The sequence below is a fragment of the Nocardia sp. CWNU-33 genome (genome assembly GCF_046764895.1).
Classification (GTDB): domain Bacteria; phylum Actinomycetota; class Actinomycetes; order Mycobacteriales; family Mycobacteriaceae; genus Nocardia.
Genome location: NZ_JBKOQN010000003.1, coordinates 140,982 through 167,386, shown reverse-complemented (window position 1 = coordinate 167,386; position 26,405 = coordinate 140,982). Strand labels below are relative to the sequence as shown.

The following is a 26,405-nucleotide window of genomic DNA, read 5'->3' as shown; positions in this document are numbered from 1 at the left end:
TTACCAGTTGGGATAGCCTAGAGGCACACCGGAGGGGACTTCAGCCTCGCCCGGACCGGTCCCGGCTGACCCCGGATCGGACGTCGCGGCGGGTGGTGTTCGACCCAACTCCACTGTCGCTGTCCTGCCGGTACCGACCTGCACGCCGAACACGAGGACGTCATGCCCAAGTCGAAGGTCCGTAAGAAGACCGACTATACGATCAACCCTGCCAGCCGGACGCCGGTGAAGGTGAAGGCCGGACCTTCCCCGGTCTGGTACGTCGCCATCATGCTCGGCTTCATGCTCGCCGGGCTGGTGTGGCTGCTCGTCTACTACCTGGCAAACGACAAGATCGGCTGGATGGCCGATCTCGGCGCCTGGAACTTCCTGATCGGCTTCGGCCTCATGGTCGTCGGTCTGATCATGACCATGCGGTGGCGCTGAGGTTTCGCGCGCCCGAACCCCGGATTACAGACGTGTCATTCATTCACACCTGTGGATGACCCTGTGGACAACTCGAGGAACGATTGGGGAAAGCGGCTCATGCATCCCGAAAGTCCACAGTCCAGGACACCTGACCCACGCATCGCCTGGACCACTCCCACCCCTGCCCTGATCGCGGTCACGGTGGGCGGCGTGGTCTTGGCGGCCGCCGCGGTCCTGGCCGATGAGGCCGCGAGCAGGCTGCTCATCGGGCTGGCCGCGGTGGGACTGCTCGTGCTTGCCGGGCTCGGCTTCCGCCAGCGACCACGGCTCTCGGTGACCCCGGGTCCGCAGCCACGCCTTGTGGTGCGCAGCCTGGTCGGCCCAACCGAATACACCCGCGGTCAGATCGTGCGTGCCCGCGTGGTCAGCTATCGCCGCCTCGGCCGCAAAACGCCCATGCTGGAGATCGACGTGCAGCACGACGGTGCCGAGCGGCTGCTGATCTTCGGCCGTTGGGATCTCGGCGCGAGCCCCGTGGACGTCTTCGACACGCTGGTCGAACACGGGCTTGCGCAGCCGACCGCTTACTAGCAGCGCCGGCGGTAGCAGCACCGTTTCACGTGAAGCCGGACAGTGCGGGCCCGTCAGGCGGCGAGCGATGCCGCTACAACACCGGTCACCGAGAGCGCGACGACTGCGAGCGCGGCGATCGCCAGCCAGCCGATGAGGCCCGCGGTCTCCTGTGATTTCGCGCGCAGCCAGGCCGGGAGGAACAGGATGCCGAGTGTCGCAAGGGTGCCCGCGCTCAGACCGCCGAGGTGGCCCCACATGGAGATGCCGGGCAGCGAGAAGCTGATGAAGATGTTGATGCCGATGAGGATCAACATCTGATTGGGGTTCTGCCGCAATCGGATCAGGATCACCGTGATCGCACCGAACAGGCCGTACACCGCACCAGACGCACCGGCTGTCGCACTGTTCTGCGCGAGAACCATCACGGCCGCTGACCCACCGAGCAGCGAGACCAGATAGACCGCGAGATAGCGCAGCCGTCCGAGCACCAGCTCGGCATCCCGGCCGACCACATACAGCGCGAACATGTTGAGCATCAGGTGGATCGGGCCGTAATGCAGGAACCCCGATCCGATCACGCGCACCCAGTCACCGTCGGCGACGAGGTGCGGAACCAGTACCCAGCGCCGGAACAGCTGAGACCCGTTGTAGTTGTCCACCAGGCTGCGCGACTGGGCCGCGGTCACCGCGAACACCAGCACGTTCACCGCGATCAGCGCATAGGTGACGTAAGGGATCGGTTTCTGTGCGGCGGGCGCACCCGCGGCTGTCCGCACCTGGCGCACATCGCGCTGCTCCTGGCGCAGGCAGTCGACGCAGTGCTGGCCGACGGCGGCGGGTCGCAGACATTCGGGGCAAGCGGGCCGCCCACAGCGCGTGCAAGCCAGGCCCGTCGGGCGATCGGGGTGGCGGACACAGGTCGGTGCGGGCGGCTGAGCGTTCATCGGTCTATTCGATCGTGATCTTCGAGATTTCGACAGGTTCCTTCGGACGGTCGTTGCGATCGGTCGGCGTGGTGGCGATGGCATCGACAACCTTGCGCGAATCCGGATCGACGACCTCGCCGAAGATCGTGTGCTTGCGGTTCAGATGCGGCTGCGGACCTACGGTGATGAAGAACTGCGACCCGTTGGTCGCCGGTCCCGCGTTGGCCATCGCCAACAGGTAGCCGCGGTCGAAGCGCAGTTCCGGGTGGAATTCGTCACCGAATTCGTAGCCGGGTCCACCGCGACCGGTGCCGGTCGGGTCGCCGCCCTGGATCATGAAGCCGTCCATCACCCGGTGGAAGACCGCGCCGTCGTAGAACGGTCCAGAGGTTCCACCGCTCGCGTTCTTTGTTGTGTACTCGGCAGTGCCGTCGGCGAGGCCGACGAAGTTCCGCACCGTCTTCGGAGCATGGTTGCCGAAGAGCGAGATCTTGATGTCACCGTGGTTGGTGTGCACCGTCGCAACAGCGGTCTGATTCGGTGAGGTCACGCCGCCCATCGTGCCACGCTCAGGCGACTGCGCAGGGAACCGGGCTCCGCGTCTTTTTGCGATCTGCAAGCGCGCCGAACGTTCCGCGGCGTCCGGCGGTTGAACGCGGGGCAGATCTCTGGGCGTACCTGGTGAATTACGCGGGTACCACCGAGACAAGTCGTCATCGTTGCAATTCTGCGCGAATCGCGGGGTTGTGCCAGAGTGGTCGAATGAGCTTGGGGCGCCTTCACGTATCTGCACGTACTCGTAACCGGCTATTGGTCGCGACCCTTGTCGCACTGGCGGGTGGCGTGGCCTGGCTGGTGCGCAGCAAACGACCGCAGGCCCAGGAGCCGGCCCCGGCACCGCCGCGGATCGGATACTCCCGCAATGGCTCCGCGCCGACTCCCTTGGCGGAAGCCGGCGCGGAAAACGGTCGCTGATCTCGGCTTTCGGTCAGCGGCTCACGGTCCGCTGGTACTGACGCAGAGCCAGCGGGATGAACACGAGCAGGATGATCACCACCCAGGCCAGCGTCGTCACCACCGGATGCTGCATCGACCAGGCGTCCGATTGCGGCGCCATCGGGCTGGTGTTGCCGAACAGTTCGCGAGTGGCCTGGGTGACCGCGGACACCGGATTCCATTCGGCGAATACCCGCAGCACCGTCGGCAGGTTCTCCAGCGGCACAAATGTGTTGGCGAGGAATGTCAGCGGGAAAATCACCATGAAGCTGGCGTTGTTGAACACCTCCGGCGCCCGGACCAGCAGTCCGACGACAGCCATGATCCACGACACCGCATAGGCGAACAGCAGTAACAGCACGTACGCCAGCACCGCGTCGAGGAACGAACCGCGGATCCGCCAGCCGACGACAAGACCGGTCAGCGACATCACCACGAGGCTGACCACGTTGATCACCACATCGCTGAGCGTCCGGCCGACCAGCACCGCCGACGGCGCCATCGGCAGCGACCGGAATCGGTCGATGATGCCCTTCTGCATATCCTCGGCAAGACCGGCTCCGGTGAAGGTCGCGCCGAACACCACGCTCTGCGCGAAGATGCCCGCGATCAAGAACTCCCGATATCCGCCCGACATGCCGGGCACCTCGATGGCCGACCCGAAAATGTAGGCGAACAGCAACACGAACATGATCGGCGATAGCGTCGAGAAGATCAGCACATCGGGCACACGCTTGATCTTGATGACATTGCGTTTGGCGATGGTCACGCTGTCGGTGAACACGATCGATAGTCGTTCACCGACGGGCATCGAGATGCTGGGTTCGGGCGCCGTTGTCGCCGCGGTCATCGGATCTTTCCTTCCGTCGCTTCGAGCCGGTCCCCGCGCTTACCTGATGCGACGGGACCGTCGCCGTTGGTCAACTCCTCGGCCTCGTGCCCGGTGAGGGTCAGGAAGACGTCGTCGAGCGAGGGACGCCGCAGACCGACATCGTGGATCTGCACGTTGTGCTGGGTCAGCAAGCCGATGGCGTCGACGAGCGCCTGCGAGCCGTCGCTGACCGGAACGGTGATCCGGCGCAAGCCGGGCTCGAGATGGATCTCGCCGTCGGCGAGACCCTGCAGCGCCTGCTGCGCGGTAGCGAGGTTGTCGGCATGATCGACGGTGAGCTCGATGCGGTCGCCGCCGACCAGGGTCTTCAGCTCGTCCGCGGTGCCGCGAGCGATGACCTTGCCATGGTCGATCACCGCGATGGCGTCGGCCAGCCGGTCGGCCTCCTCCATGTACTGCGTGGTGAGCAGCAACGTGGTTCCGCCTGCGACCAATTCCTCGATGACATCCCAGAGGTCGAGACGCGCCCGGGGATCCAGGCCGGTGGTGGGCTCGTCGAGGAACAACATCGGCGGATTCGCTACCAGCGCGCCTGCCAGGTCGAGCCTGCGCCGCATACCGCCCGAGTAACCCTTGACGGGCCGATCTGCCGCGTCGGTGAGCCGGAATCGATCGAGCAGTTCACGAGCCCGCTCCTTACTGCGCTGCACGCCCATGTGATAGAGACGTCCCACCATTTCCAGATTCTCGAAGCCGGTGAGATATTCGTCGACGGCCGCATACTGACCCGACGTTCCGATTCGCGACCGCAACGCTTGCGGATTGCGCAGTACGTCTATGCCTGCGACGGTCGCGTGGCCCGCATCCGGTATCAGCAGCGTGGTGAGCACTCGGACCGTGGTGGTCTTACCTGCACCATTGGGTCCGAGCAGTGCGGTCACGGTGCCCTCCGGCACCGATAGGTCGAGGCCATCGAGGGCGACCAGCCGGCCGTAGCGTTTGACCAGACCCTCGGCGACTATTGCGTCGGGCATGATTCTCCTGACGTTCGTGAGTTGTCGATGTCGGAGTTCTGATGACGCCGGCCTGCGGTGCCGAGTCGAATTCGCTGAACCGGTAACCGACCGATACTCGAGTCAGTATTGCCGTGGGCACCGACAATTTCATCCGATTTGCCGACAGCTCGGTCGAACCGAGTCGGGCCGGAGAAAAAAGAAGAGGCCGCATCCCGGCCAAGGCGGTGCTCGGGGGTGCCGGATCGGGATGCGACCGGTTCGATCATCCCGCCCGTCTCGTTGCTCGATCGCGCGTAGCCCACTACCCGATTCGGCCGTGCACAGTACTCGTCTCGGTACGGATTCGCCGGCGTGGAAGGTAGGAACCAGGCCGGTCGGTCACCGTGTTCGGCTGTTTTCCCACCACTACGGCAGGCTGCGATTCGCACGAACACATGTTCGCATCGGGGTACGACATACTCTGTCGCCGCGCGTGCTGGGCCGCCCCGTTTTCCCGCTGCCGCGACACGCGGCACATCCGCCGCGACACCGCCTCGGAACGTCCCGGGCGCGCGATCCATGACACACGGAGACCGGTCGGAATGTTTTCTGAAGGCGCACCGAAATGGCGGGGCAGCGCCAGCAGCAGCAACGTAACTTCCTGTACAACAACAGTTTTGGCAAACAGTAAGCCATCGCCTACCCGGGGCCGATCGACACCCTCCGGTCGGGCGCTCGGCCCGCATTCCGCAGCCCAATAAGCCAACCCCAAAAATCTTGGAAAGTGGCGATCCCCACGCACCCAGAATCGCGGATCATCGCGTAGGATCGTTCTCGTCGGCCCCTCCCCCCCGGGCCGACCTTACGCGGGCCTCGGCTAACTCCCCCCCTTCGCCGAGGCCCGCTCCCCATTTCTAGGCCAGGTCAGCTCGCTGAGCTGCGGTGTTCCGCCTCGGCAGCCAGCGAACGCCAGGCAGCCGTCAACCGTTGCGCCCGTACCCTTCCGGCCGTCGCAAGCAGCGGGCGATCGCGCTCCCAGCGCGCCATGACGACTGGGGCCGCGCTCTCCCACAGCGGTTCCAGTTCCGCCAACAGCCGGTCGAGAAGTTCGAACGCGCCGCCGAGTGCGACGTGGACGCCAGGCGAACTGGGCCGGTCGATATCGAGACCGCGCACGGCCGCTACCGCGGCAAGCAGCCGCTGCACCACCGGTTGCGGCCACCCGGACTCGCGGGCGACCCGGATCAGCCAGCCGAGCGCCGCGGCAAGCACATGAATGTCCTCGATGGTCCGGAAGGGTTTGAGGTAGTCCAGGTAGCCGTCCCCTGGCAGCATCCGCGCCGCGGCGTCGGTGAATGTCACTGTGGCGTGCGGTATCTCGGGGGCGAACGGGACGGCGGGCAGGTTCGTCACCCGCACACCCGGCTCGTCCGCATCCACCAGCACCGCGTGCAGGCGGTTGCGGCCGTCCGGCGATTCACCCGAACTGCCGATCACCACCAGCCGCTGCGCCATGATGCCGAGCGTCGTGAACGACTTGGTGCCATGCACCGACCAGCGGCCGTCGGTCTCCACGAGCGCCGTACGGATCGCCGATGGATGCGCGCCACCCGACTCGGTCGCCGATACCGCGACCAGTTCGTCGGCGGGCAGGTCGGCGATCAGTGTCCGCAACGCCTCCTGATAACCGGACAGGAACGCGAAACCAAGACGGTCGGCGCCGAACCCGCCCGCGATCGCCACATCCACCGGCGTGGCGAACCGAGGTACGACCGCTCGATGCCTGGACCACGCGTCCGCGATGGTGTCGATGGGCGCCGGATCGACAGCTTCGGTCAGCAGGTAGTCGAGCACTGAATCCACGCCTGCACGGTACCCCCGGGTCGAATGCTCTCGGCAGGGCCGCATCTCAGCAAATCACGCGGCGGTGCACCGGGCTATTCACAGGATCAGCAGGTATCACTGAGTGGCCCGACCGCTTCGAAAGGAGCTCGACCTGTGCCCGAACTGGACGAAGACCGTAGAAGAGCGCTATACGATGCCAAAGCCAGACTGTCGTGGGTGCTCGCCGGGCTGGCCGGACTGATCGGCGCGGCGGCATTCATGCACACCGCCGGCTACTTCGTCACCTTCATGACAGGCAACACCGAGCGCGCGGTTCTCGGTTACTTCCACCACGAGCCCGACATGGCGGTCGCGGCGACCCTGCTACTGGTGTCGTTCCTGTCCGGCGTGGTGGTCGCCTCCTGGTGCCGCAGGCGCTATTGGTCCGGTCATCCGCACGGCCCGACCCTGCTCACCACCGCGAGCCTCGCCATGGCCTCGATCGCCGACATCGGGATCTACCAGGCGCTGGACACCGACAAGATCGACCTCGTCCCGATCCTGTTCGTCGCCTTCGGTGTCGGCGCGCTCAACACCTCGTTCGTCAAGAACGACGAAGTATCGATTCCGCTGAGCTATGTCACCGGCACGCTCGTCAAAATGGCGCAGGGCTTCGAACGCCACCTCAGCGGCGGCACCTACGCCGACTGGCTCGGCTACTTCCTGCTCTACCTGGCATTCGCACTCGGCGCACTGCTCGGCGGTCTGTTCAGCCTCGTTGTCGCAGGCTGGGCGATGCTGATCACCGCCACCTTTGTCTGCCTCATCGTCACCTGCTACACCTACCTGCACCTGGACCGCCACGGACCGCCGAAGGAAACGTGACGGCCCGAAACGAAGGCAGCGCCCAGCGCACACAACACCGCACAAACAACTGGTCACCACATGCGGGAAAGAAAGCGGCACAAATGGATTCGGCCATCTACTAAATGGCGGCGATATAAGTCTCCACTGGATAGGTCAGGCGAGGTCCCACAGAGCAACGATGCATGCTCCCGGCAACGGCACGATGAGTGACACCGACAACGGCGCGATGAGAAGCGTCGACAACGACACGCCAAAGAAAAGGCGAACGCTCTGCTGGAGCGCTCGCCTCTGGTTGTCGAGTCTGGTGTCCGAACCCTGACTCCGGCCGCTTTGCCGATCGAGCTGAGGGCCCGGTGATCGGTAACCCGCGATCAGCGGGTGGTCACCTCGTGCCACAGGTCTGCATCGTCGCGCTTCCGCAGTTTGGTGATTCCGATGAGAACCGCGACCACAACACCGACCGTCAGAAGAAGTTTCATGGCTTCCAGCGTACTGCGGTGTTCAGGGTGAGCCCAGGAGACGTTGCGCCGGGGACGGCCGGACCGGCGTGGCCGCGACTGGTCAGCTGGTACGAATGGCCGAACCAGGGTGATCCTCGGCAATGCCCCGCAAAGACAACGCGTTCCCATCATGTGACGGTGCGAATCTCCCAGCACCGTTTATGGTTTCGCGCTCGGCGGCGACCACGCCGATGAGCGACCACGCCGGTGGCCCGGTCGATACCCCGACGAAGGTGCCTACGACCTCGCCCGCGTGATACCCGAGCAACGAGGGCGACTCACGAAAGGCATCGCTGGTTGATTACCCGAACTCGGATACCGACGACCGGGCGCGGCGCCGCAACCCTCGAAGCACGCGCCGGCGGCCGAATCGCCGACCACACCAAGCCACCCAAATCCTCTCCTGACCTGTACATATGCGCGATATGTCAGCTATATCACTCGATAAACCCGCCGCCCGGCAGCAGGCTGTTTTGACGCTGCGAACAGTTGGCAGGTAACGTTCCGAGGGCGCATTCATAGATTGCGTGCCGCGATGAGCGGTGAAGGGGCCTTAGCTCAATTGGCAGAGCACTGCCTTTGCAAGGCAGGGGTTAGGGGTTCGATTCCCCTAGGCTCCACAATAAAGATGCAGGTCAGAGGAAAGACTCATAATCTTGCCCCACCTGTGTCCGCAATCCGGTCGTGCCGCCGTCGCGGCCGGATGGTCACTGCCCTGGGTGGCGGCACCATGCGGCCACGACGATGGCACAGAATCAGCTATCGGGAAGCCGCTGCGGCTTTCTCCGCCGACAGCGCGATCGCTTGCGGGTCCTCGTCGGGCCGGCCGGTCCCGGTGGCAATCAAATGACGCAGGCTCGTGTCGACATAGAAACTCCAGCCTTTGCGGCAGGCGTTGAAGCACTCGAACTGCGGCACCAGGCCGACGTGGGTGAAACGCAGCTCGGTCGTGGCGCCGGACTCGGTGATCTCGAACTGTACCTGCGTGCCGTTCCATTCGGTCGGATCCTCGACACCATCCATCCACGCATCCAGCACCCGCCAGACAACCCGTTCGTCGGGTACCACCTCAGCCACCTCCATAGTGCTGCGGTGCACGCCCGGAACTTCGTATGTGAACACGTCACCAGGGTTTTCGGTGCTCCCGACTAGCGCTTTCGACCACCAGCCGCGCACGTCGAGCACAGCGTCGAAAGCCACCTTCGCAGCTCGATCCACAGAGATCATCGTCGTGAAACTCTGTTCAGTCATGGGTTTCTCCATCGGAGTAGGGGGAATCGGCAATATTCAACCGATAGGTTGAATGTATCTCGCATGTGAGTAATATTCAACCTTGTGGTTGGGAATCCTGGAGATCAGCTCGACATCGTGTTTCACGCGCTAGCGGACTCCACACGCCGTTCGATGCTGCACAGCCTTGCCCGACGCCAGCACAGTGTCGGCGAACTGGCAGCACCGTTCGATATCTCGCTCGCCGCTGCGTCGAAGCACATCAAGGTGCTCGAACGCGCTGGTCTCGTGCGTCGTACAGTGCAGGGGCGCACGCACATGTGCCGGCTCGACGCACGCCCGCTCGAGCTAGGCGCCGAGTGGATGCGCTTCTACGAACGGTTCTGGAACGACAGCCTCGATGCACTGGAAACCGCGCTGCGACAGGAGGAACACGATGAGTGATTACGGCGAGGTCGTCGACACAACCACGATTCGCGTCGAACGGCTGCTACCCGGACCGATCGAACGGGTCTGGATCTACCTGACAGACGTCGACAAGCGCGCAACTTGGCTGGCCGGCGGCCTGCTGGAACCACACACCGGCGGCCGCATCGAACACGTCTTCCGCATCCACGACCTCACCGGCGAAGGTAAAGCGACCGATATCGCCGACCGCAGACACGGCGAGGTACTCGAATGGGATCCGCCGCACCGGCTGCGCCACACCTGGAGCACCAGCGGCGATCTCGCAGATTCCGAAGTTACGTTCACACTCGAGCAGGCCGGCGAGAAAGTCCGGCTCACCGTCACCCACACCAAGCTCCCTACCCGCCGGGAAATGATCAACATCGCCTCCGGCTGGCACACACACCTCGACATCCTGCAAGCCCGCCTCGAACAACGTGCGCCCGACAAATTCTGGCCAAAAATCGCCGCACTCCAGAGCCGATACGACGCCACACTCCCCTAGCCTGCAACGTAACGGTGCCGAACGACCTGGTCATGGCCTCAGCTCAACCGCTCGAGCACAGCCATTCCGACAGAGATACAGGGTTCGGATTCCCCTAGGCTCCACAACCGCCTCAGAGCTTGCCGAGGCACTTGCATGGCGGCGTGTCACGCCACAGCCGAGCTACGCGGACTCGGGCACGCCGCCATCACCCACCTGTCGCACGCGAATCAGTCTGCTCGGGTAGCCGTTCAGCGAATGAACCGCAGCAATGGGCATATTCGCGACGAGGAACGGCGCTCGGCGGCTACAGGGACGGGTGGCACTTGCCGCGAACGTCGTCCTGGACGCCAGTGAGACGGCCGGAAAACCGGCAGCCATTCGGTCGACGCCAACTTCGAATCCAGGTGCCGCACTTGATCTCGAGCACCGGCACATCTCGACGACGACCAACTCGGCAATCAGATCTGTTGCGGGAGAAGGCAGATGAGATTTCGGGCCCAAGGGTCGCGACACTCTGAAACCAGACTGACCACACGAAATTGAATCCAGCAAGACTGGAGGAGAGTGAATGTATTGTGAGTGGGCCTAGGAGGACTTGAACCTCCGACCTCTTCGTTATCAGCGAAGCGCTCTAACCGCCTGAGCTATAGGCCCTCAACCTGTCCGGATTCCCCGCCGAAGCTGTTAACCGAACCGAGGCACGAGATTACCCTACCGGCCTGCCGAAGACCAAAACGGCCGGTAGCGGCCCTGTGCAGGGTCGCTACCGGCCGGCTGGAAATCGTCCCTAGTCGGGGTCGGCCAGGGTTATCTGGATGCCGCCGACGAGGTCGCAGCACTGGTTGTAGATGAAGGTGCCGACGGTCGCGAGCGCGGTGAAAAGCACCACGTTGATCAGACCGATGACACCGGCGTAGCCGAAGACCGTGCCCGCGTCGATCATCCCCACCGAACCGCTGTCCTGCGACACCATGTCGGTGAAGGTGTTGTTGAGCCGCTCCCACACACCCATGCCCTCGAGCACGATGTAGAGCAGACCGACCGCGAGCATCCACACGAAGAACATCGCCACGCTGATCACCAGCGAAATCTTCAAGGTGGACCATGGATCGATCCTGCGGATCTGCACAGTGGCGCGCAGCGGCTCACCGGAGACGACAGCCGCGGCCACCGCGACAGGCACTGCGGGCGAGATGGGCGGCTGCGGACCCGTCGACTCCATCATCGGGGGCAGTGGATGGCGGATCTCGGAGAGGTCCGGCATGTCCTTGATCAGCTCCGGCCGCGCGATGCTGCGCGTCGGTCCGTCGATGCCGACCGACTTCACCATTGCCGCTTCCTTGCGGGCCGCCTTGGCCGCGAGGTCAGCGGTGGTGCGGGCGTTGCTCGTGCTGCCACCGAGTCCGCCACCGCCGCCGAGACCACCCGACCCGGTGCCCGGACGACCGGTCACCGGCGCCTGACCGGGGCGGTACAGGTTGGACTGCGGCTCACGCTGCGGCAACTGCGCCCAGCCGTCCTGCTGGTAGGGCGACGGGCCCCCACCGTTGCCGGGTGCTTTATCGCTGCCGCTGGACGGCTTGGACTCTGGGGAGTTGTTCATCCGCGCCGTCTGCTGGTCGAACGATTCGGGCCGCTCGGCGCCGGAGTTCTGCTCCGGCGCCGACTGCTGCGGCGAACCCTGCTGCGCGGCCGCTTGCTGCGGACCACCCTGCTGGGAGGCGAAATCGCCCTGCTGGTTGGACATTTCATGCGGCTGGGCACCACCCTGCGGGCCACCCTGCTGCCCGTTCTCGGCCGAAGCGACCGGCCGAGGGATCGGCCGAGGCGGAATCGGTGACGGTGCGATCCGTTCGGTCACGCCGTTCGTCTGGTGCCGCTCGTCATTCGGCTGATTCGGAGTGGTCAATGGGAATCCTTAGATCCGTTCGTTGCCGCCGCTGGGGGTTACTGCTGGGGAGAACCGGTGGTGTCGTCGTCGCCGTCGACCAATTCGGGCTCGTCGGCATTGCGCGCGATAGCAAGCAACGTATCGCCATCGGCGAGGTTCATCAATCGCACGCCCTTGGTCTGCCGTCCAGCCTTACGAACCTGCTTCGCCGCCGTCCGGATAACTCCTCCTCCGGACGTGATCGCATACAACTCATCCTCGTCGTCGACGATGAGCGCACCGACCAGGGTGCCACGCTTGATGTCGTACTGGATAGTCAATACGCCTTTACCACCGCGGCCCTGGGCCGTGTACTCCTCGATGGCGGTGCGCTTGGCGTAGCCACCCGAGGTGGCGACCAGCAGATAGGTTCCCTCGCGAACCACGTTGAGCGACAACAACTCATCGTCGGCATTGAACCGCATGCCCTGTACACCCGAGGTGGCGCGGCCCATCGGACGCAGCGCCTCGTCGGTGGCGGAGAACCGGATCGACTGGCCCTGCGCCGAAACCAACAGCAGGTCGTCCTCGGCCGAACACAGCACGGCGCCGACCAGTTCGTCCTCGTCGCGCAGGTTCACCGCAACGATGCCGCCGCTGCGGTTGGAGTCGAAGTCCGAAAGCTTGGACTTCTTCACCAGGCCGTTCCTGGTGGCCAGCACCAGGTAAGGAGCGTCCTCATAGCCCTTGATCTGGATGATCTGGGCGATCTTCTCGTCCGGCTGGAACGCCAGCAGGTTGGCAACGTGCTGACCGCGCGCGGTCCGGCTCGCCTCGGGCAGCTCGTAGGCCTTGGCACGGTAGACCCGGCCCTTGTTCGTGAAGAACAGCAGCCAATCGTGCGTCGAGCTGATGAAGAAGTGCTTGACGATGTCATCCTGCTTGAGGCCCGCGCCCTGTACGCCCTTGCCGCCGCGCTTCTGGCTGCGGTACAGGTCGGTCTTGGTGCGCTTGGCGTAGCCGGTCTCGGTGACAGTGACGACCACGTCCTCGCGAGCGATCAGGTCCTCGTCGGCCATGTCGCCGTCGTTGGCCACGATCTTGGTGCGCCGCTCGTCGCCGTACTTCTCGACGATCTCGACCAGCTCGTCGCGCACGATCGCACGCTGCCGCTCCGGCTTTTCGAGAATGTCCTTGAGGTCGGCGATTTCGGCCTCGATCTTGGCCAATTCGTCGACGATCTTCTGCCGTTCCAGGGCAGACAGCCTGCGCAGCTGCATGTCGAGGATGGCGGTGGCCTGGATCTCGTCGATATCGAGCAACTGCATCAGGCCGGTGCGCGCGGTGTCGGTGTTGGCCGAGCGTCGGATCAGCGCGATGACCTCGTCGAGCGCGTCGAGCGCCTTGACCAGACCGCGCAGGATGTGGGCCCGTTCTTCGGCCTTGCGCAGCAGGTAGCGGGTGCGCCGGACGATGACTTCCAACTGGTGCTCGACGTAGAGCCGGATCATCTGATCCAGGCGCAACGTGCGCGGCACGCCGTCGACGATCGAGAGCATGTTGGCGCCGAAGCTGGTCTGCAGCTGGGTGTGCTTGTAGAGGTTGTTCAGCACCACCTTGGCCACGGCATCGCGCTTGATGGTGACCACGATCCGCATACCGGCACGGTCGGAGGACTCGTCGTGGATATCGGAGATGCCGGCGATCTTGCCGTCCTTCACCTGCTCCGCGATGGAGTTGATGAAGTTGTCGGTGTTGACCTGGTACGGCAGCTCGGTGATGACAATCGTGGTGCGCCCGCGGTTGTCCTCTTCGATCTCGACGACACCACGCATCCGGATCGAACCGCGACCGGTGGTATAGGCGTCGTGAATGCCCTGACCACCGACGATGAGGCCGTAGGTCGGGAAGTCCGGGCCCTTGACCCGCTCCATACAAGCCGCGAGGGTCGACTCCTCGTCGGCCTCGTAGTTCTCCAGCGCCCAGTAGATCGCCTCGGCCAACTCGTTGAGGTTGTGCGGCGGGATATTGGTCGCCATACCGACCGCGATGCCGTTGCTGCCGTTCATCAGCAGGGCGGGCACCCGAGCGGGCAGCACGGTCGGCTCCTGCGAGCGACCGTCGTAGTTCGGGACGAAATCGACCGTCTCGTGGTCGATTTCCCGCAGCATCTCCATTGCGAGCGGGGTCAGCCGGCATTCGGTGTACCGCATGGCAGCCGCGCCGTCGTTGCCTCGGGAACCGAAGTTGCCCTGGCCGTCGACCATCGGGTAGCGCAGCGACCACGGCTGGGCCATCCGGACCAGGGTGTCGTAGATCGAGGCGTCGCCGTGCGGGTGGTAGTTACCCATGGTCTCGGCGACCGGGCGGGCGGACTTCACATACCCGCGGTCGGGCCGATAGCCGTTGTCGTACATCGCATACAGCACGCGCCGGTGCACCGGCTTCAGGCCGTCACGCACGTCGGGCAGCGCGCGGCCGACGATCACGCTCATCGCGTAATCGATGTAGCTGTTCTGCATTTCGTTCTGGATATCGACCGGCTCGATCCGGTCGCCCGCTCCGCCGTTCGGTGGCAGCGTGGTTTCAGTCATCTGTAGGTCTCCTTAGGAACCGGACGTGGAATTCGCGTTGACGCAGCGCAATTCACGTCGGCTACACGTCGAGGAAGCGAACGTCCTTGGCATTGCGGGTGATGAAGCTGCGACGCGCCTCGACGTCCTCACCCATCAGGATGGAGAACAGCTCGTCGGCCGCGGCAGCATCGTCCAGGGTGACCTGACGCAGCACTCGCACCGCGGGATCCATGGTGGTCTCCCACAACTCCTTGGCGTTCATCTCGCCGAGACCCTTGTAGCGCTGGACACCGTCGTCTTTGTTGATCTTCTTGCCCGCGGCGAGACCCGCCTCGAGCAGCCCGTCGCGCTCCCGGTCGGAGTAGGCGAATTCCGGATCCGACCGCTGCCACTTCAGCTTGTACAGCGGCGGCTGCGCGAGATACACGTGCCCGTGCTCGACCAGGGGACGCATGAAGCGGAACAGCAGCGTCAGCAGCAGTGTCGAGATGTGCTGGCCGTCGACGTCGGCGTCGGCCATCAGCACGATCTTGTGGTAGCGCAGCTTGCCGATGTCGAACTCGTCGTGGATGCCGGTGCCGAAGGCGGTGATGATCGACTGGACTTCGTTGTTCTTGAGTACCCGGTCGATACGGGCCTTCTCGACGTTGATGATCTTGCCGCGCAACGGCAGGATCGCCTGGTACATCGAGTCGCGGCCGGACTTGGCCGAGCCACCGGCGGAGTCACCCTCCACGATGTAGATCTCGGACTTGCTCGGGTCCTTGGACCGGCAGTCGGCCAGCTTGCCGGGCAGTCCACCCAGGTCGGTCGCGCTCTTGCGACGCACCAACTCGCGCGCCTTGCGCGCGGCGACGCGCGCCTGTGCCGAGGAGACCGCCTTGTTCACGATGGTCTTCGCGTCGGCCGGGTTGGCCTCGAACCAGTGCGCGAGGTGCTCGTTGCAGGTGCGCTGCACGAACGACTTGACCTCGGTGTTGCCGAGCTTGGTCTTGGTCTGGCCCTCGAACTGCGGCTCGCTGACCTTCACGCTGACAATCGCGGCGAGACCCTCACGGATGTCGTCACCGGTGAGGCTGCCGTCCTTCTCCTTGATCAGCTTCTTGTCTTTGGCGTACTTGTTGACCACCGTGGTGAGCGCTGCGCGGAAGCCCTCTTCGTGGGTACCGCCCTCGTGGGTATTGATGGTGTTGGCGAAGGTGTGCACCGACTCCGAGTAACCGGAGTTCCACTGCATGGCCACCTCGAGCTCGTGCCCGGTGCCCTTGCCGGTGAACCCGACGACAGAGTTGTGGATGGCCTGCTTGGTCCTGTTGATGTGCCGAACGAAGTCCTCGAGACCACCCGGGTAGTGGTAGGTCCGCGTCTTCACCTTGTGCTCGACCGGCGCGGCAGGCGCGTTCGGGTCGGCGTGCTTGGGCGCCTCGGCGGTCTCGCTCACCACCTCATCGATGACGTCGGCGTCGGTGACGCGCTCATCGGTGAGGATGATGGTGAGGCCCTTGTTCAGGAACGCCATCTCCTGCAGGCGGCGCGCGACCGTCTCGAAGTTGTAGGTGGTGGTCTCGAAGATCTCGGAATCGGCCCAGAAGCGGATCGTGGTTCCGGTCTTCTTGGAAGGTTCGCCCTGGACCAGCTTGCCCGGCTCTGAGGCCTTGTAGCTCTGGGTCCAGTGGTAGCCGTCACGGTCGATCTCGGCTTCCAACCGGGACGACAGCGCGTTCACCACGGAGATACCGACACCGTGCAGACCGCCGGACACCGCGTAGGAATCGGAGTCGAACTTGCCGCCCGCGTGCAGCTGGGTCATGACGACCTCGATGGTCGGCACGCCCTGTGCGTGCATGGCCACCGGAATACCGCGGCCGTCGTCGACGACCTCGACGCCGCCGTCGGCGAGCAGCGTGACCTGGACCTTGCTCGCGTATCCGGCCATCGCCTCATCGACGGAGTTGTCGACGACTTCCCAGATCAGGTGGTGCAGGCCGCGCTCGCCGGTGGAGCCGATGTACATGCCCGGCCGTTTGCGGACCGCCTCGAGTCCCTCGAGGACCGTAATGGAGGAGGCACCGTAATCCTGCTTGCCCGATGTCGCGTTGGTCGAGCCCGATTCATTGGAGTCGTTGGCAGCCACTGGTCGGTAGCTCTCCTTACTTGCTGATCCTCGGCACAGCGGTCGGATAGCACACGTGGGGCCTGGTCTTTTTCTGCTCGAGATTCAGGGGTCCACGCGCGGGCTGTGCCGAACGCGCCGAAGGTATCGCCGCTAGTTACGTCACCATCCTACTGGTAGACCCAAGCCACAATGCACCTACGACACCCCTGGCGGCTCCGTGGATGCGAGAAATCGAGCGACAACGGGTCCGTTCCGCCTTCCGAGGGTTTCGATCCATCTCGGCTGCCCTGAGAGTTGTCGCCCGCGCCCCGGCTTCGCCGTCGTTTGCCAGGCTTCGTTCGGGACGAGATTTCGGTTGCCGCGCGAGGGCTGGGAGCGGGAGAGTCGAGGCAGGTGACGAGCCCTCCAAGGCATCGTATGCCCAGTGCCGAGCCGGGGCGTCGGGTATCGCCGAGGTTGGGAACCGGCGGTCGGGCGCGTGACCCGACTACCCTGCCGTCGCGTCCCGGCCCAGCCGGCCGCCGAGTCCGTCGCGCTGTCCGGAGCATGAAATCGGTTGCCGCGTCGATAATCCCGATGAACGGTTTCACGTGGAACGCCCGCGGCCGACCGGTGACTATCCGTACGTATCCCGGGGTCCGCGCCCCTTGATATGCCGTTCGCCTTTGCGCCAGCTCGGCGCCGCCGGGCCGGAGATTCGCAATGAGGTGACCACGCCCTGGCCGACCGCGGCATTGATCTTCGCCAAGATCTGTCCCTGCAGCATGCGCAGTTGCGTGGCCCATGCGGTGGATTCGGCGGCGATGCTGAGGACGCCGTCCTTCAGTGTCACCGGTGTGGCGTGCGAGGCGATATCGTCACCGACCACGCCGGACCAACGGCCGAGAACCATGCCCTCTGCGACCTTCGTCGACCAGCCACGGTTCTTCGCGATCGACCCGGTCAGTCTGCCCAGCAGCTGTGGATCACGCTCGTCCGGCCGCGCGCCCGACCATCCGGTTCGCCGCCTGGCGCCGGTCCGCAGATTCCGGCGCGGTGACGCACGTCCCTGCCCCACCGACTTGCCGCTGGCCTTGGCGGCCGCCCGGGCTTCCTCGAGGGCCCGCCGTGCCAGATCGATCCCACGCAGCTCCGGCTCCACACCGGGCTGTGGTGCGGAGGCGCCCTGTTCAGGCTGATCGTTCATCGACCTGCTCCGTTCGCACGCACTTGATTTGTCCCCAGCTTTGTTCACTTTGTCCCCAGCCCCCGGCTTGCCGGTGCACGGCGAGGGGTTCCGCGACCGAACGGCCGGCCAAGGGTGTCGGCCATCACATTCCACGCCCATTTCGGCGTTTTCTTGTTGCCGGGTATCGGTCGATGCCACACCGAGTCGGGATCCACCGGTCCGAGAAGCGGCTGACCGGGCCGAATTTATCCACAAGTGTTGGTAGTCCGGCCGACGTGTCCGCGCCGGTGGCAGCACCGCCGACGCATGGGTCACTGTACGGGAGCACACCGACAGGGTGTCCGAACCCGTTAGTTGGTCGCGGACGCGCTATCCGGGCTGTTCTCGATGTCGTCGCCGACGCCTGCGCCCTCGGCCGGAGGCGAGCCGAGCGCCTCGGCTACCGGCTCCACGATCCGGGAGATCCGGCCGTCCGACCCACCACTCGTTTCCACGCGCAGCGGAACCGCCGCCAGTTCCGCAGGCACGTCTTCGGGGACGGCGGCGGTGATCAATACCTGCTCCGCACCCGCGGCCACCGCCGCAAGTGCGGTGCGCCTGCGGCGGTCGAGTTCGGCGAAAACATCGTCCAGCAGCAATACCGGCTCCGCCGCGGTGGCACGTAGCAGTTCGAAGGCGCCGAGGCGAAGGGCGAGGGCGAAGGACCATGATTCGCCGTGACTGGCGAACCCCTTGGCCGGCGCGGTGCCGAGCATGAGGTCGAGGTCGTCGCGGTGCGGGCCGACCAGGCAGACGCCGCGCTCCAATTCCTTCGGTCGCGCCGCCGTCAGCTCCTGCAGCATGATCGCCTCCAATGCCTCGATGTCCCCCGGCAGCGGTGCCCGGGCGGGATCCAGGAATTCCGGAGGCAGCGTGGCACTGCGGTAACCGATTGCGGCGGGCCGCGATTCGGGCGCGATCGACGCATAGGACTGTGCGAGATAGGGATACAGCTCGTGCACAAGCCGCAAGCGTTCGGCGAGCAGCACCGAGGCATGCGACGCAAGGTGTCCGTCCCAGACGTCGAGGGTGGTCAGTTCGGCGGCGCCGGATCCCCTCGATCGCCCTTGTCGCCCTGCGGTTTTCAGCAACGCCGAACGCTGCCGCAGCACGCGGTCGTAGTCGGCGCGGTCCGCGGCGAGCCGAGGCAATCTGGCTGTGCACAACTCGTCCATGAACCGTCTGCGCTCGCCGGGATCACCGCGCACAAGCGCAAGATCCTCGGGCGCGAAGAGCACCGTCTGGAGAATGCCGAGAATCTCGCGCGGCCGGCGGACCGGAGAGCGGTTGATCTGGGCGCGATTGGCGGCGCCCTGATTCAGTTCCAGATCGATGCGGAGCTCCCGGCCCGCGTTCACGACGGTGGCGCCGATTCTGGCGCGTTCGGTCCCGAGCCGGATCAGCGGCGCGTCCGCGGCGACCCGGTGCGAGCCGAGTGTGGCCAGATAGCCGATCGCCTCGAGCAGGTTGGTCTTGCCGTTGCCGTTGGATCCGAGGAAAACCGTTCGGCCTGGGGATAATTCGAGTTCCGCGTGCTCCCAGGACCGAAAATCACGCAGCGACAGCGCCCTGATGAACATCCGCCTACCTCGACCCGATTGTCATCGCCGCTGGTAGAGGCCACGAAATCACGTGTGGTCGCGCGAACACCGAAGGAATTGCGGCCCGATCACCTGCTGTGGAAGAACTGTGGATGGATCGCGTCCATGTTGATGGTGTGGACAACGAATACCGCTGCGTCCCTAAGAGGTTCGAACCGCCGTGCGGCGCTGTTGCTTGCGCCGGAGCGCGCAGCACCCGATCATGCACAGACGCTCAGCCCGGCAGCCGAACCGGCATCAGCAGGTAGATGTACACACTCTCCAGCGCGGCGAACGCGCCGGATTCGAGCACCTTCGGCTCCTCGTCGCTGGCGGGCAACAGCACCGCAGGACGGCTCGGAGTGGTGAATCCGAAGGTGACCCGGTCGGCATGCAGCGCGGACAGTCCGTCGATGAGATAGCCGGGGTTGAAGGCGATGGTGAGTGATTCGCCACGGAAATCGGCCTCGAGCCACTCCTCCGCGCGCCCGGCGTCGTCGCCGCCCGCGGACAGCAGCAGGCCCTCGCTGGAGAACTCCAGACGCACCTGAGCACCACGCTCGGCGACAAGGGCGACGCGCTTGATGGCATCGGTCAGCGTGGCCACCTGGAGGGTGGCAATCGAGGTGTGTTCCTTCGGCAGCAGCTGACGGAACTTGGGGAACTCGGCATCGAGCAGTCGAGTTGTGGTCCTGCGGCCCGCGTTCACGATGCCGAGCAGACCGTCCGAGCCCGATCCGGAACCCGTGCCGAGCGACAGCTGAACCGGGGCATCCGAGGGGCCGAGTGTCTTCGCGGCTTCCGAGAGCGTCCGTGCCGGGATGAGCACCGAGGTCTCGATATCGGTTCGGGCGGGCTGCCATTCGATGTGCCGGACCGCGAGCCGGAACCGGTCGGTGGCCGCGAGCACGACCTTGGGTCCCTCGATCTCCACCCGGATGCCGGTGAGCATCGGCAGGGTGTCGTCGCGGCCTGCGGCGACAGCGACCTGGCCGACCGCCTCGGCGAAGACCTCGACACTCAGTTCGCCGGTCTGCTGGGGCACCTCGGGAAGCTGGGGGTAATCCTCGACCGGCATGGTCGGCAGCGAGAACTTCGCGCTGCCGCACGCAATGAGCACCCGAGTGCCGTCGAGCGAGACGTCGACCGGCTTGTTGGACAGTGCCTTGGTGATGTCCGCGAGCAACCGGCCGGAGACGAGCACCTGGCCGGGACCCGCGACCTCGGCCGCGACCCGCATCTGCGCGGAGACCTCGTAGTCGAAGCCAGAGACGGTGAGCCCGCCTTCATCGGCGACCAGCAGGACACCGCCGAGCACCGGGACAGGAGGCCGGGACGGGAGGCTACGAGCAACCCACGCAACGGATTCGGCGAAGTCTTCTCGTGCGACCCGAAACTTCATGCCTGCAAGCTCCATCGCCCGATCTGTCCTCTCCCGGTTCCGTGATCTATCTCGGCTCGTCAGTTCTTGAACGGGTGCTGAATCGGCCGCCTTGAAAGTGTGGCACAGGCGACCGACACCAAACCGTACTCGCGTGCGGCACCTGAACCTAGTCCGACCCTCCGAGCCGATCAACCGAGTGCTCGGCTTTCTCGACGCGCGACTGCGCGGAACTCATCGGTTGTCCGATGCCGGTCGGTCCTGTCTGTCGATAGGTCTCCGGTTTCGTCCTTGCCCGCTTTTCGGCGAGTGGCACGGAGGCGACACCCACCAACGGACTTTCCACACACTCTGTTTTGAAGAGAGTTCTCTAAGAAGAAGAACTGAAGTAGTAGTAGGCACTGTGGAATCTGTGGACTGGGGCGGTCTTCGCAGGTCCGGGGGTGTGGTGCCGTGGGGATGGCCATCGGGTGACTCGAGGATGAACGGGAGGGGTCTGTGGAGGCTCCGAAGTTGTTCAACATCCATCCTCGAGTGCTCCTCGAGTTGTTCCACCAGATTCACCCTGTTGTTCACACGTGTGCACCGATTCGTGGACAACTCGAGGAATCCTCGAGGACTCCACAAGGAATCCTCGAGGATTCCACAAGGCGTTGACCGAGTGGTGCGCTGGTCAGGATGCCTGGGGAGCAACCGCTGTGGAGACTGTTGAATCCACCCCTGTTAATCCCGGCGCCGGATCTGCTCCCCCGGCCTGTGCACGAACCGGTGCACAACTGGGAGATTCCTCGAGGACTCCACAGGGATTCCTCGAGGAATCCACAAGCCAAAAAAATGCACCGCCCCAGTTCAGGGACGGTGCAGTGGGTGTTAGTGGCGATCAGCGCGAACGCTGTTTAATCCGGGCTGTTAGTTCTTGCACCTGGTCATAGACCCGGCGGCGCTCGGTCATCTCCTTGCGCACTTTTTTGTCGGCGTACATGACCGTGGTGTGGTCGCGCCCGAAGGCCTGACCGATCTTCGGCAGTGAAAGATCGGTGAGCTCACGGCACAGATACATCGCGATCTGCCTGGCCTGTGCCAGCGGCCGCGCCTTGCCCGGCCCGGTCAGCTCCTCGAGCGTGGTGTTGAAGTACTCGGCGGTGACGGCCATGATCGTCGCGGCATTGATCTCCAAGGCGGCCGTATCGGGCATCAGATCACGCAGCACCACCTCGGCCAGCGGAAGATTCAGCGGCTGACCGTTCAGCGACGCGAAGGCGGTCACCCGAATCAGCGCGCCTTCCAGCTCACGGATATTGCGCTCGACGCGGCCGGCGATGAGCTCCAGCACATCGTGCGGCACATCCAGCCGGTCCATCCGTGCCTTCTTGCGCAGGATCGCGATGCGCGTCTCCAGCTCCGGCGGCTGCACGTCGGTGATGAGGCCCCACTCGAACCGCGTCCGCAGCCGCTCCTCCAGGGTGGCCAGCTGCTTGGGCGGCCGGTCCGAGGAGACGACGATCTGCTTGTTGGCGTTGTGCAGGGTGTTGAAGGTATGGAAAAACTCCTCCTGGATGCCTTCTTTGCCCTCGATGAACTGGATGTCGTCGACAAGCAGGATGTCGGTCTCGCGGTAGCGGCGTTTGAAGGCGACCTTGCGATCGTCGCGCAGGCTGTTGATGAAGTCGTTGGTGAACTCTTCGGTCGAGACGTACTTCACCCGCATCCCAGGAAACAGCCGCTGGGCGTAGTGGCCGGCCGCGTGCAGCAGATGCGTCTTGCCCAAACCTGAAGCGCCCCACACGAACAGTGGGTTGTAAGCCCTGGCAGGGGCCTCGGCGATAGCCACAGCGGCGGCGTGCGCGAAACGGTTGGATGCGCCGATCACGAACGTCTCGAAGGTGTACTTCGCATTGAGACTGGCCGAGGAGTTCGACTGCGCCGGGGCTTCCTGGGTCTTGGTGAAGTAGGTGGGCCAAGAGTTGCGCACGTTGACGACGGGCTCGTCGTCGTGGTCGCGCGGATTCTCGGACATCTGTTCGCGGGACATCGGCTCACGGACCGATTCGTGTGCTGCGGCGATCGCGGGATCCTCGCTCGGGCGGCCGTCCTCACGCATCGGCGCCCTGGCCGGACCACGCATCGGCGGTGGCTCCGGGGTGAACAGTGACTCCTGCCCTGGCGGAATGGAGTCGCGGCGCGGTGGCATCCCGGAGTCGCGGCGCGGCGCGGGCATTACCTCTGGCGTCGGTCCGCCGGGGCCTTCCCTGCGAGTGCCCTGGCTCGGGTAATCGCCGCGGGTCGGGTACTCGTCGATGTGGTAGTCGCCGTTGGGTGTGTACTCCGTGGCAGGCACGTACTCCTGGGACGGCACGTACTCCGGTTCGTAGCCGGCACCCGGATAGTCCGATGTCGGCGCATAGTCATTGGACGCAGGGACGTAGTCATTGGACGCGGGCGCATAGTCGTTCGACTGCGGTGCGTAGTCATTGGACGCGGCCGGGAAGTCGCTCTGGGCGGCGTAGCGCGGTGCTTGATAGTCACTGCGGCCGGGATAGTCGGCCGACGGATACCCGGCGGGCCCGCGACCGGTGTCCCGGCTCCGCTCCGGCCTGCTTGTCATCCTGGCGTGGCGCGCCGAATTGCCCGGCCGCTCCGAAGGCTGGTTGGTCGGTGCCGCGATCCGCACGCCGAGTCCTTCCACCTGGGGGCCGAGGCGCCGGGCCAGCGAGCGCAGGATGGGTTCGCGCAGATCGCGTTCGATGGCCTCCTGGGCCAGCGACGAGGGCACCGAGAGCAAGGCGAAACCCTGGGCCACCGTCAGCGGCTTGACCAGTTTCAGCCACGCTTGCTGCGCCCTGGTCACCGGTGGGATGGCACCATCGGGTGAGCCGGTGGTGAGCTCGGCAACCACCTCTGGCCACACTGTGGCCAACACGTTCTGCTCGTCGTCCATGCAGGTTCCTCCCCGGAAGTAGGCGATAGGAGCAGACGGCCGGGGTACGCGGGCAGCTACCGGGCAAGGTAGATTTTGATGATCCTGCGTACGTCCGTTAGGTTCGGACGCTGCCCGGATTCCCCCATCCCGGGCGGCGACGTGGCACCGTCGGCCCTACGAATATGCCACTCCAGGGGTCTTTCCACACAATTATCCACAGATGTGGAGAACTCTGGGGAGATGTGAAACGTGCTCACATTCGTCCGTGACAACGCCCGGACCTGCGATTCTTCAGCAATCCTTTGGCTACACACACCGCTCGCCGAAGTAGCCGGAGGCTAGGGGTGTGGACGAACTCACGCCAGACCGCACGAATGCGTAACTCCCGCAGCGGTGGGCCGAGTTTGACCCGCTCCTGGCCGATCAGTACCCTCGTACAGTCACCCCTTGGTGCGGTGGCGGTCCTGTGCTGACCGCGGTTGGTCAAACCAGACCTGTGCGCCAGGACCGACGCGCGCCGATGATGACCAGACTGCGATTCATCGCGAAATACGTAATACCCATACTTCGGGTGCCGACTGGCGCCCACCTACTCGAGGAGTGTTGACCGTGGCCAAGGGCAAGCGGACGTTCCAGCCGAACAACCGTCGTCGGGCGCGTGTTCACGGCTTCCGTCTCCGGATGCGGACCCGTGCGGGTCGCGCCATCGTTTCCGCGCGTCGCGGCAAGGGCCGCAAAACCCTCACTGCCTGATCTTCGCTTTCGGACGCTCGGGTGCTGCCTGAGCCGTATCGGTTGCATCATCGTGCCGACTTCTCCCGGACGGTGCGCCGCGGCCAGCGAATCGGGAGGCGAGATCTGGTCGTACACGCGCTTGTGCACGGGTATGACGGAGTTGTGGGCGCGAATGGACGACAGGACGATCCGGCAACAGCCGGATCGTTGGTTCGCATTGGCGGGCCACGGTTCGGATTGATTGTCAGCAAGGCGGTGGGCTCCGCGGTGGTTCGACACCGGGTGGCCCGCCGCCTGCGTCATATGTGCGCCAAGGTGACCGCCGATCTGCCCGCCGAGACCGACATCGTGATCCGCGCGCTACCCGGCGCGGCAACGGCCGACTCGGACGAACTGCTTCGCCAGTTACGCGGCGCACTACGCAAGCTGGGCATCACAATAGAGCCACATGGCGCGGCCGCCGGTGATCGGTCGTGAAGACGACCCTTGTTCGACTGCCTGCCAATGCCCTGATCTTTGTGATCGAGCTGTACCGCACCTACGTCTCCCCCACTCGCATGCCGGTGTGCCGTTTCACCCCGACCTGTAGCGAGTACGCCGTCACCGCACTTCGCACGCGCGGACTGTTCGTCGGCCTCTTATTGACGGTCGTGCGATTGGCCAAATGTGCGCCCTGGCACCCTGGTGGGTGGGACCCCGTTCCGGAGCGCAGAAAACGCGCAGGGAACGAGTCGGACGCCGACCCTGCGACGCCGGCGCCAGATGCTTGTAAAGGATCACCGCGCGCGGTGATCGGCGACACGAACGACGGGAGTGCATAGAGCCGTGCTCGACTTCATTTATTACCCGGTGTCCTGGATCCTCTGGTTCTGGCATCGGGTCTTCGGGTTCGCGTTCGGCGCGGACAACGGACTCACCTGGGCCCTTGCCGTGGTGTTCCTGGTGTTCACGCTGCGAGTGCTGCTCTATAAGCCATTCGTCAAGCAGGTCCGCACGACCAAGCAGATGCAGGAGCTCCAGCCGCAGATCAAGGAGCTGCAGAAGAAGTACAAAAACGACCGCCAGAAGATGGCGGTGGAGATGCAGAAGCTCCAGAAGGACCACGGCTTCAACCCGGTGATGGGCTGCCTGCCGATCCTGGCGCAGGTGCCGGTGTTCCTCGGCCTGTTCCATGTGTTGCGCTCCTTCAACCGCACTGGTACCGGCATCGGACAGCTCGGAATGTCGGCCTACGACAACGCGCATACGCCGAACTATGTCTTCAGCGCCACCGACGTCCAGTCGTTCCTGGCGGCGCGTATCTTCGGTGCCCCCATCTCGGCCTACATCACCAGCCCGATTAGTCAGCTCGAGGCATTCGCCGACTACGGCGGCGTGCCATCGAAGCTGAGCATCGCGCTCGTCTCGATTCCGTTGATGGTCATCGCCGGTCTGGCAACCCACTTCAACGCGCGGGCCTCTGTACAGCGCCAGACTCCCGAGGCGGCCGCCAACCCGCAGGCCGCGATGATGAACAAACTTGCGCTGTGGGTGTTCCCGCTCGGCGTGCTCGTCGGTGGTCCGTTCCTGCCGATCGCCATCCTGCTCTACTGGGTGTCCAACAACATCTGGACCTACGGGCAGCAGCACCTCGTCTTCGGCCGGATGGCCAAGGAAGAAGAAGAGAAGAAGCAGGCGAAGCTGGAGCTGCGTGCGCAGAACGCGCCGAAGCCTGGTGCCAAGCCGGTCAGTACCAAGAAGAAGCAGACCGCGGTCGACGCCGCAGAATCGACTGACGACGAGTCGGCCGACGCTCCCCCGTCGACGAACGGCACCGCGAAGCCTGCGACAGGCAAGGCATCCGGACAACGCCGGCCCGGTGGCCAGCGGCGGCCGGGAACCCGAGGCCGTGCGAACCAGAAGCGCCGGCGCTGAACGCATTGAGCAACCCCTGAT

Annotated in this window: 24 protein-coding genes and 2 tRNA genes; 11 read left to right on the top strand and 15 right to left on the bottom strand. The window is 64.7% G+C overall.

Going from position 1 to position 26,405, the window contains the following annotated elements; translation table 11 throughout:
• Positions 1–162 precede the first annotated feature (162 nt).
• Together crgA and ACLMAL_RS05125 are read left to right on the top strand one after the other, a co-directional pair.
• Complete coding sequence (gene crgA / locus ACLMAL_RS05130; RefSeq protein ID WP_328407784.1) at positions 163–426, top strand: cell division protein CrgA; 264 nt, start codon at positions 163–165, stop codon at positions 424–426.
• A gap of 99 nt (positions 427–525) precedes the next feature.
• On the top strand, positions 526–999 hold the full coding sequence (locus ACLMAL_RS05125; RefSeq protein ID WP_411998145.1) for a PH domain-containing protein: 474 nt from the start codon (positions 526–528) through the stop codon (positions 997–999).
• 53 nt (positions 1,000–1,052) lie between these two features.
• Here ACLMAL_RS05125 and ACLMAL_RS05120 read toward each other — a convergent pair whose 3' ends face one another.
• A complete protein-coding gene (locus ACLMAL_RS05120) occupies positions 1,053–1,925 on the bottom strand; it encodes a rhomboid family intramembrane serine protease (protein WP_411998010.1) in 873 nt (290 codons plus the stop codon).
• 4 nt (positions 1,926–1,929) lie between these two features.
• Entirely contained in the window at positions 1,930–2,457 is a 528-nt protein-coding gene (locus ACLMAL_RS05115; RefSeq protein ID WP_411998009.1) for a peptidylprolyl isomerase, read from the bottom strand.
• Positions 2,458–2,669: 212 nt separating this feature from the next.
• Between ACLMAL_RS05115 and ACLMAL_RS05110 the strand changes: the two genes are divergently transcribed.
• A complete protein-coding gene (locus ACLMAL_RS05110; RefSeq protein ID WP_328407778.1) occupies positions 2,670–2,882 on the top strand; it encodes a hypothetical protein in 213 nt (70 codons plus the stop codon).
• Positions 2,883–2,895: 13 nt separating this feature from the next.
• Here ACLMAL_RS05110 and ACLMAL_RS05105 read toward each other — a convergent pair whose 3' ends face one another.
• The 3 genes from ACLMAL_RS05105 to ACLMAL_RS05095 form a co-directional block, all read right to left on the bottom strand.
• Entirely contained in the window at positions 2,896–3,714 is an 819-nt protein-coding gene (locus ACLMAL_RS05105; RefSeq protein WP_328412561.1) for an ABC transporter permease, read from the bottom strand.
• Positions 3,715–3,749: 35 nt separating this feature from the next.
• On the bottom strand, positions 3,750–4,769 hold the full coding sequence (locus ACLMAL_RS05100; protein ID WP_411998008.1) for an ATP-binding cassette domain-containing protein: 1,020 nt from the start codon (positions 4,767–4,769) through the stop codon (positions 3,750–3,752).
• A gap of 885 nt (positions 4,770–5,654) precedes the next feature.
• Entirely contained in the window at positions 5,655–6,593 is a 939-nt protein-coding gene (locus tag ACLMAL_RS05095; protein WP_411998007.1) for an acyl-CoA dehydrogenase family protein, read from the bottom strand.
• Positions 6,594–6,728: 135 nt separating this feature from the next.
• Between ACLMAL_RS05095 and ACLMAL_RS05090 the strand changes: the two genes are divergently transcribed.
• Complete coding sequence (locus tag ACLMAL_RS05090; protein ID WP_411998006.1) at positions 6,729–7,439, top strand: YoaK family protein; 711 nt, start codon at positions 6,729–6,731, stop codon at positions 7,437–7,439.
• A 353-nt stretch (positions 7,440–7,792) separates the two neighbouring features.
• Here the strand turns inward: ACLMAL_RS05090 and ACLMAL_RS05085 are convergent, their stop codons facing one another.
• Complete coding sequence (locus ACLMAL_RS05085; RefSeq protein ID WP_378673343.1) at positions 7,793–7,900, bottom strand: DLW-39 family protein; 108 nt, start codon at positions 7,898–7,900, stop codon at positions 7,793–7,795.
• Positions 7,901–8,468: 568 nt separating this feature from the next.
• On the opposite strand from ACLMAL_RS05085, the gene ACLMAL_RS05080 reads away from it, so the two are divergent.
• Positions 8,469–8,541 (top strand) — tRNA-Ala (locus tag ACLMAL_RS05080).
• Between the two features lie 139 nt (positions 8,542–8,680).
• Here the strand turns inward: ACLMAL_RS05080 and ACLMAL_RS05075 are convergent.
• Positions 8,681–9,172, bottom strand: coding sequence for an SRPBCC family protein (locus ACLMAL_RS05075; RefSeq protein ID WP_411998005.1), 492 nt, complete (start codon positions 9,170–9,172; stop codon positions 8,681–8,683).
• A gap of 84 nt (positions 9,173–9,256) precedes the next feature.
• On the opposite strand from ACLMAL_RS05075, the gene ACLMAL_RS05070 reads away from it, so the two are divergent.
• Both ACLMAL_RS05070 and ACLMAL_RS05065 read left to right on the top strand, forming a co-directional pair.
• A complete protein-coding gene (locus tag ACLMAL_RS05070) occupies positions 9,257–9,595 on the top strand; it encodes an ArsR/SmtB family transcription factor (RefSeq protein ID WP_411998004.1) in 339 nt (112 codons plus the stop codon).
• Positions 9,588–10,103, top strand: a complete 516-nt coding sequence (locus tag ACLMAL_RS05065) for an SRPBCC family protein (RefSeq protein WP_411998003.1) — start codon at positions 9,588–9,590, stop codon at positions 10,101–10,103. The genes ACLMAL_RS05070 and ACLMAL_RS05065 overlap by 8 nt, the downstream gene beginning before the upstream one ends.
• Before the next feature lie 562 nt (positions 10,104–10,665).
• Here the strand turns inward: ACLMAL_RS05065 and ACLMAL_RS05060 are convergent.
• From ACLMAL_RS05060 to dnaA, 8 genes are all read right to left on the bottom strand, one after another.
• A tRNA-Ile gene (locus ACLMAL_RS05060) sits at positions 10,666–10,739 on the bottom strand.
• Between the two features lie 133 nt (positions 10,740–10,872).
• Positions 10,873–11,994, bottom strand: coding sequence for a DUF3566 domain-containing protein (locus ACLMAL_RS05055; RefSeq protein ID WP_411998002.1), 1,122 nt, complete (start codon positions 11,992–11,994; stop codon positions 10,873–10,875).
• A 38-nt stretch (positions 11,995–12,032) separates the two neighbouring features.
• Positions 12,033–14,549, bottom strand: coding sequence for a DNA gyrase subunit A (gene gyrA, locus ACLMAL_RS05050; RefSeq protein WP_328407750.1), 2,517 nt, complete (start codon positions 14,547–14,549; stop codon positions 12,033–12,035).
• Between the two features lie 61 nt (positions 14,550–14,610).
• Entirely contained in the window at positions 14,611–16,665 is a 2,055-nt protein-coding gene (gene gyrB / locus ACLMAL_RS05045; protein WP_411998001.1) for a DNA topoisomerase (ATP-hydrolyzing) subunit B, read from the bottom strand.
• A 598-nt stretch (positions 16,666–17,263) separates the two neighbouring features.
• Positions 17,264–17,833, bottom strand: a complete 570-nt coding sequence (locus tag ACLMAL_RS05040) for a DUF721 family protein (protein WP_411998000.1) — start codon at positions 17,831–17,833, stop codon at positions 17,264–17,266.
• 332 nt (positions 17,834–18,165) lie between these two features.
• Positions 18,166–19,434: a DNA replication/repair protein RecF gene (gene recF, locus ACLMAL_RS05035; RefSeq protein ID WP_411997999.1), complete on the bottom strand. Its 1,269-nt coding sequence runs from the start codon at positions 19,432–19,434 to the stop codon at positions 18,166–18,168.
• Between the two features lie 235 nt (positions 19,435–19,669).
• Positions 19,670–20,851, bottom strand: coding sequence for a DNA polymerase III subunit beta (gene dnaN, locus ACLMAL_RS05030; protein WP_411997998.1), 1,182 nt, complete (start codon positions 20,849–20,851; stop codon positions 19,670–19,672).
• An 844-nt stretch (positions 20,852–21,695) separates the two neighbouring features.
• A complete protein-coding gene (dnaA, locus tag ACLMAL_RS05025) occupies positions 21,696–23,753 on the bottom strand; it encodes a chromosomal replication initiator protein DnaA (protein ID WP_411997997.1) in 2,058 nt (685 codons plus the stop codon).
• 591 nt (positions 23,754–24,344) lie between these two features.
• Between dnaA and rpmH the strand changes: the two genes are divergently transcribed.
• From rpmH to yidC, 4 genes are read left to right on the top strand one after another with little or no spacing between them, the layout of a single operon-like run.
• The gene (gene rpmH / locus ACLMAL_RS05020; protein ID WP_209885332.1) at positions 24,345–24,488 is read left to right on the top strand and encodes a 50S ribosomal protein L34; all 144 of its coding nucleotides are present in this window, start codon (positions 24,345–24,347) and stop codon (positions 24,486–24,488) included.
• Positions 24,489–24,509: 21 nt separating this feature from the next.
• The gene (gene rnpA / locus ACLMAL_RS05015; RefSeq protein WP_411997996.1) at positions 24,510–24,947 is read left to right on the top strand and encodes a ribonuclease P protein component; all 438 of its coding nucleotides are present in this window, start codon (positions 24,510–24,512) and stop codon (positions 24,945–24,947) included.
• On the top strand, positions 24,944–25,291 hold the full coding sequence (yidD, locus tag ACLMAL_RS05010; protein WP_328407733.1) for a membrane protein insertion efficiency factor YidD: 348 nt from the start codon (positions 24,944–24,946) through the stop codon (positions 25,289–25,291). The genes rnpA and yidD overlap by 4 nt, the downstream gene beginning before the upstream one ends.
• Positions 25,292–25,295: 4 nt before the next feature.
• Positions 25,296–26,384, top strand: coding sequence for a membrane protein insertase YidC (gene yidC / locus ACLMAL_RS05005; RefSeq protein ID WP_411997995.1), 1,089 nt, complete (start codon positions 25,296–25,298; stop codon positions 26,382–26,384).
• Positions 26,385–26,405 lie beyond the last annotated feature (21 nt).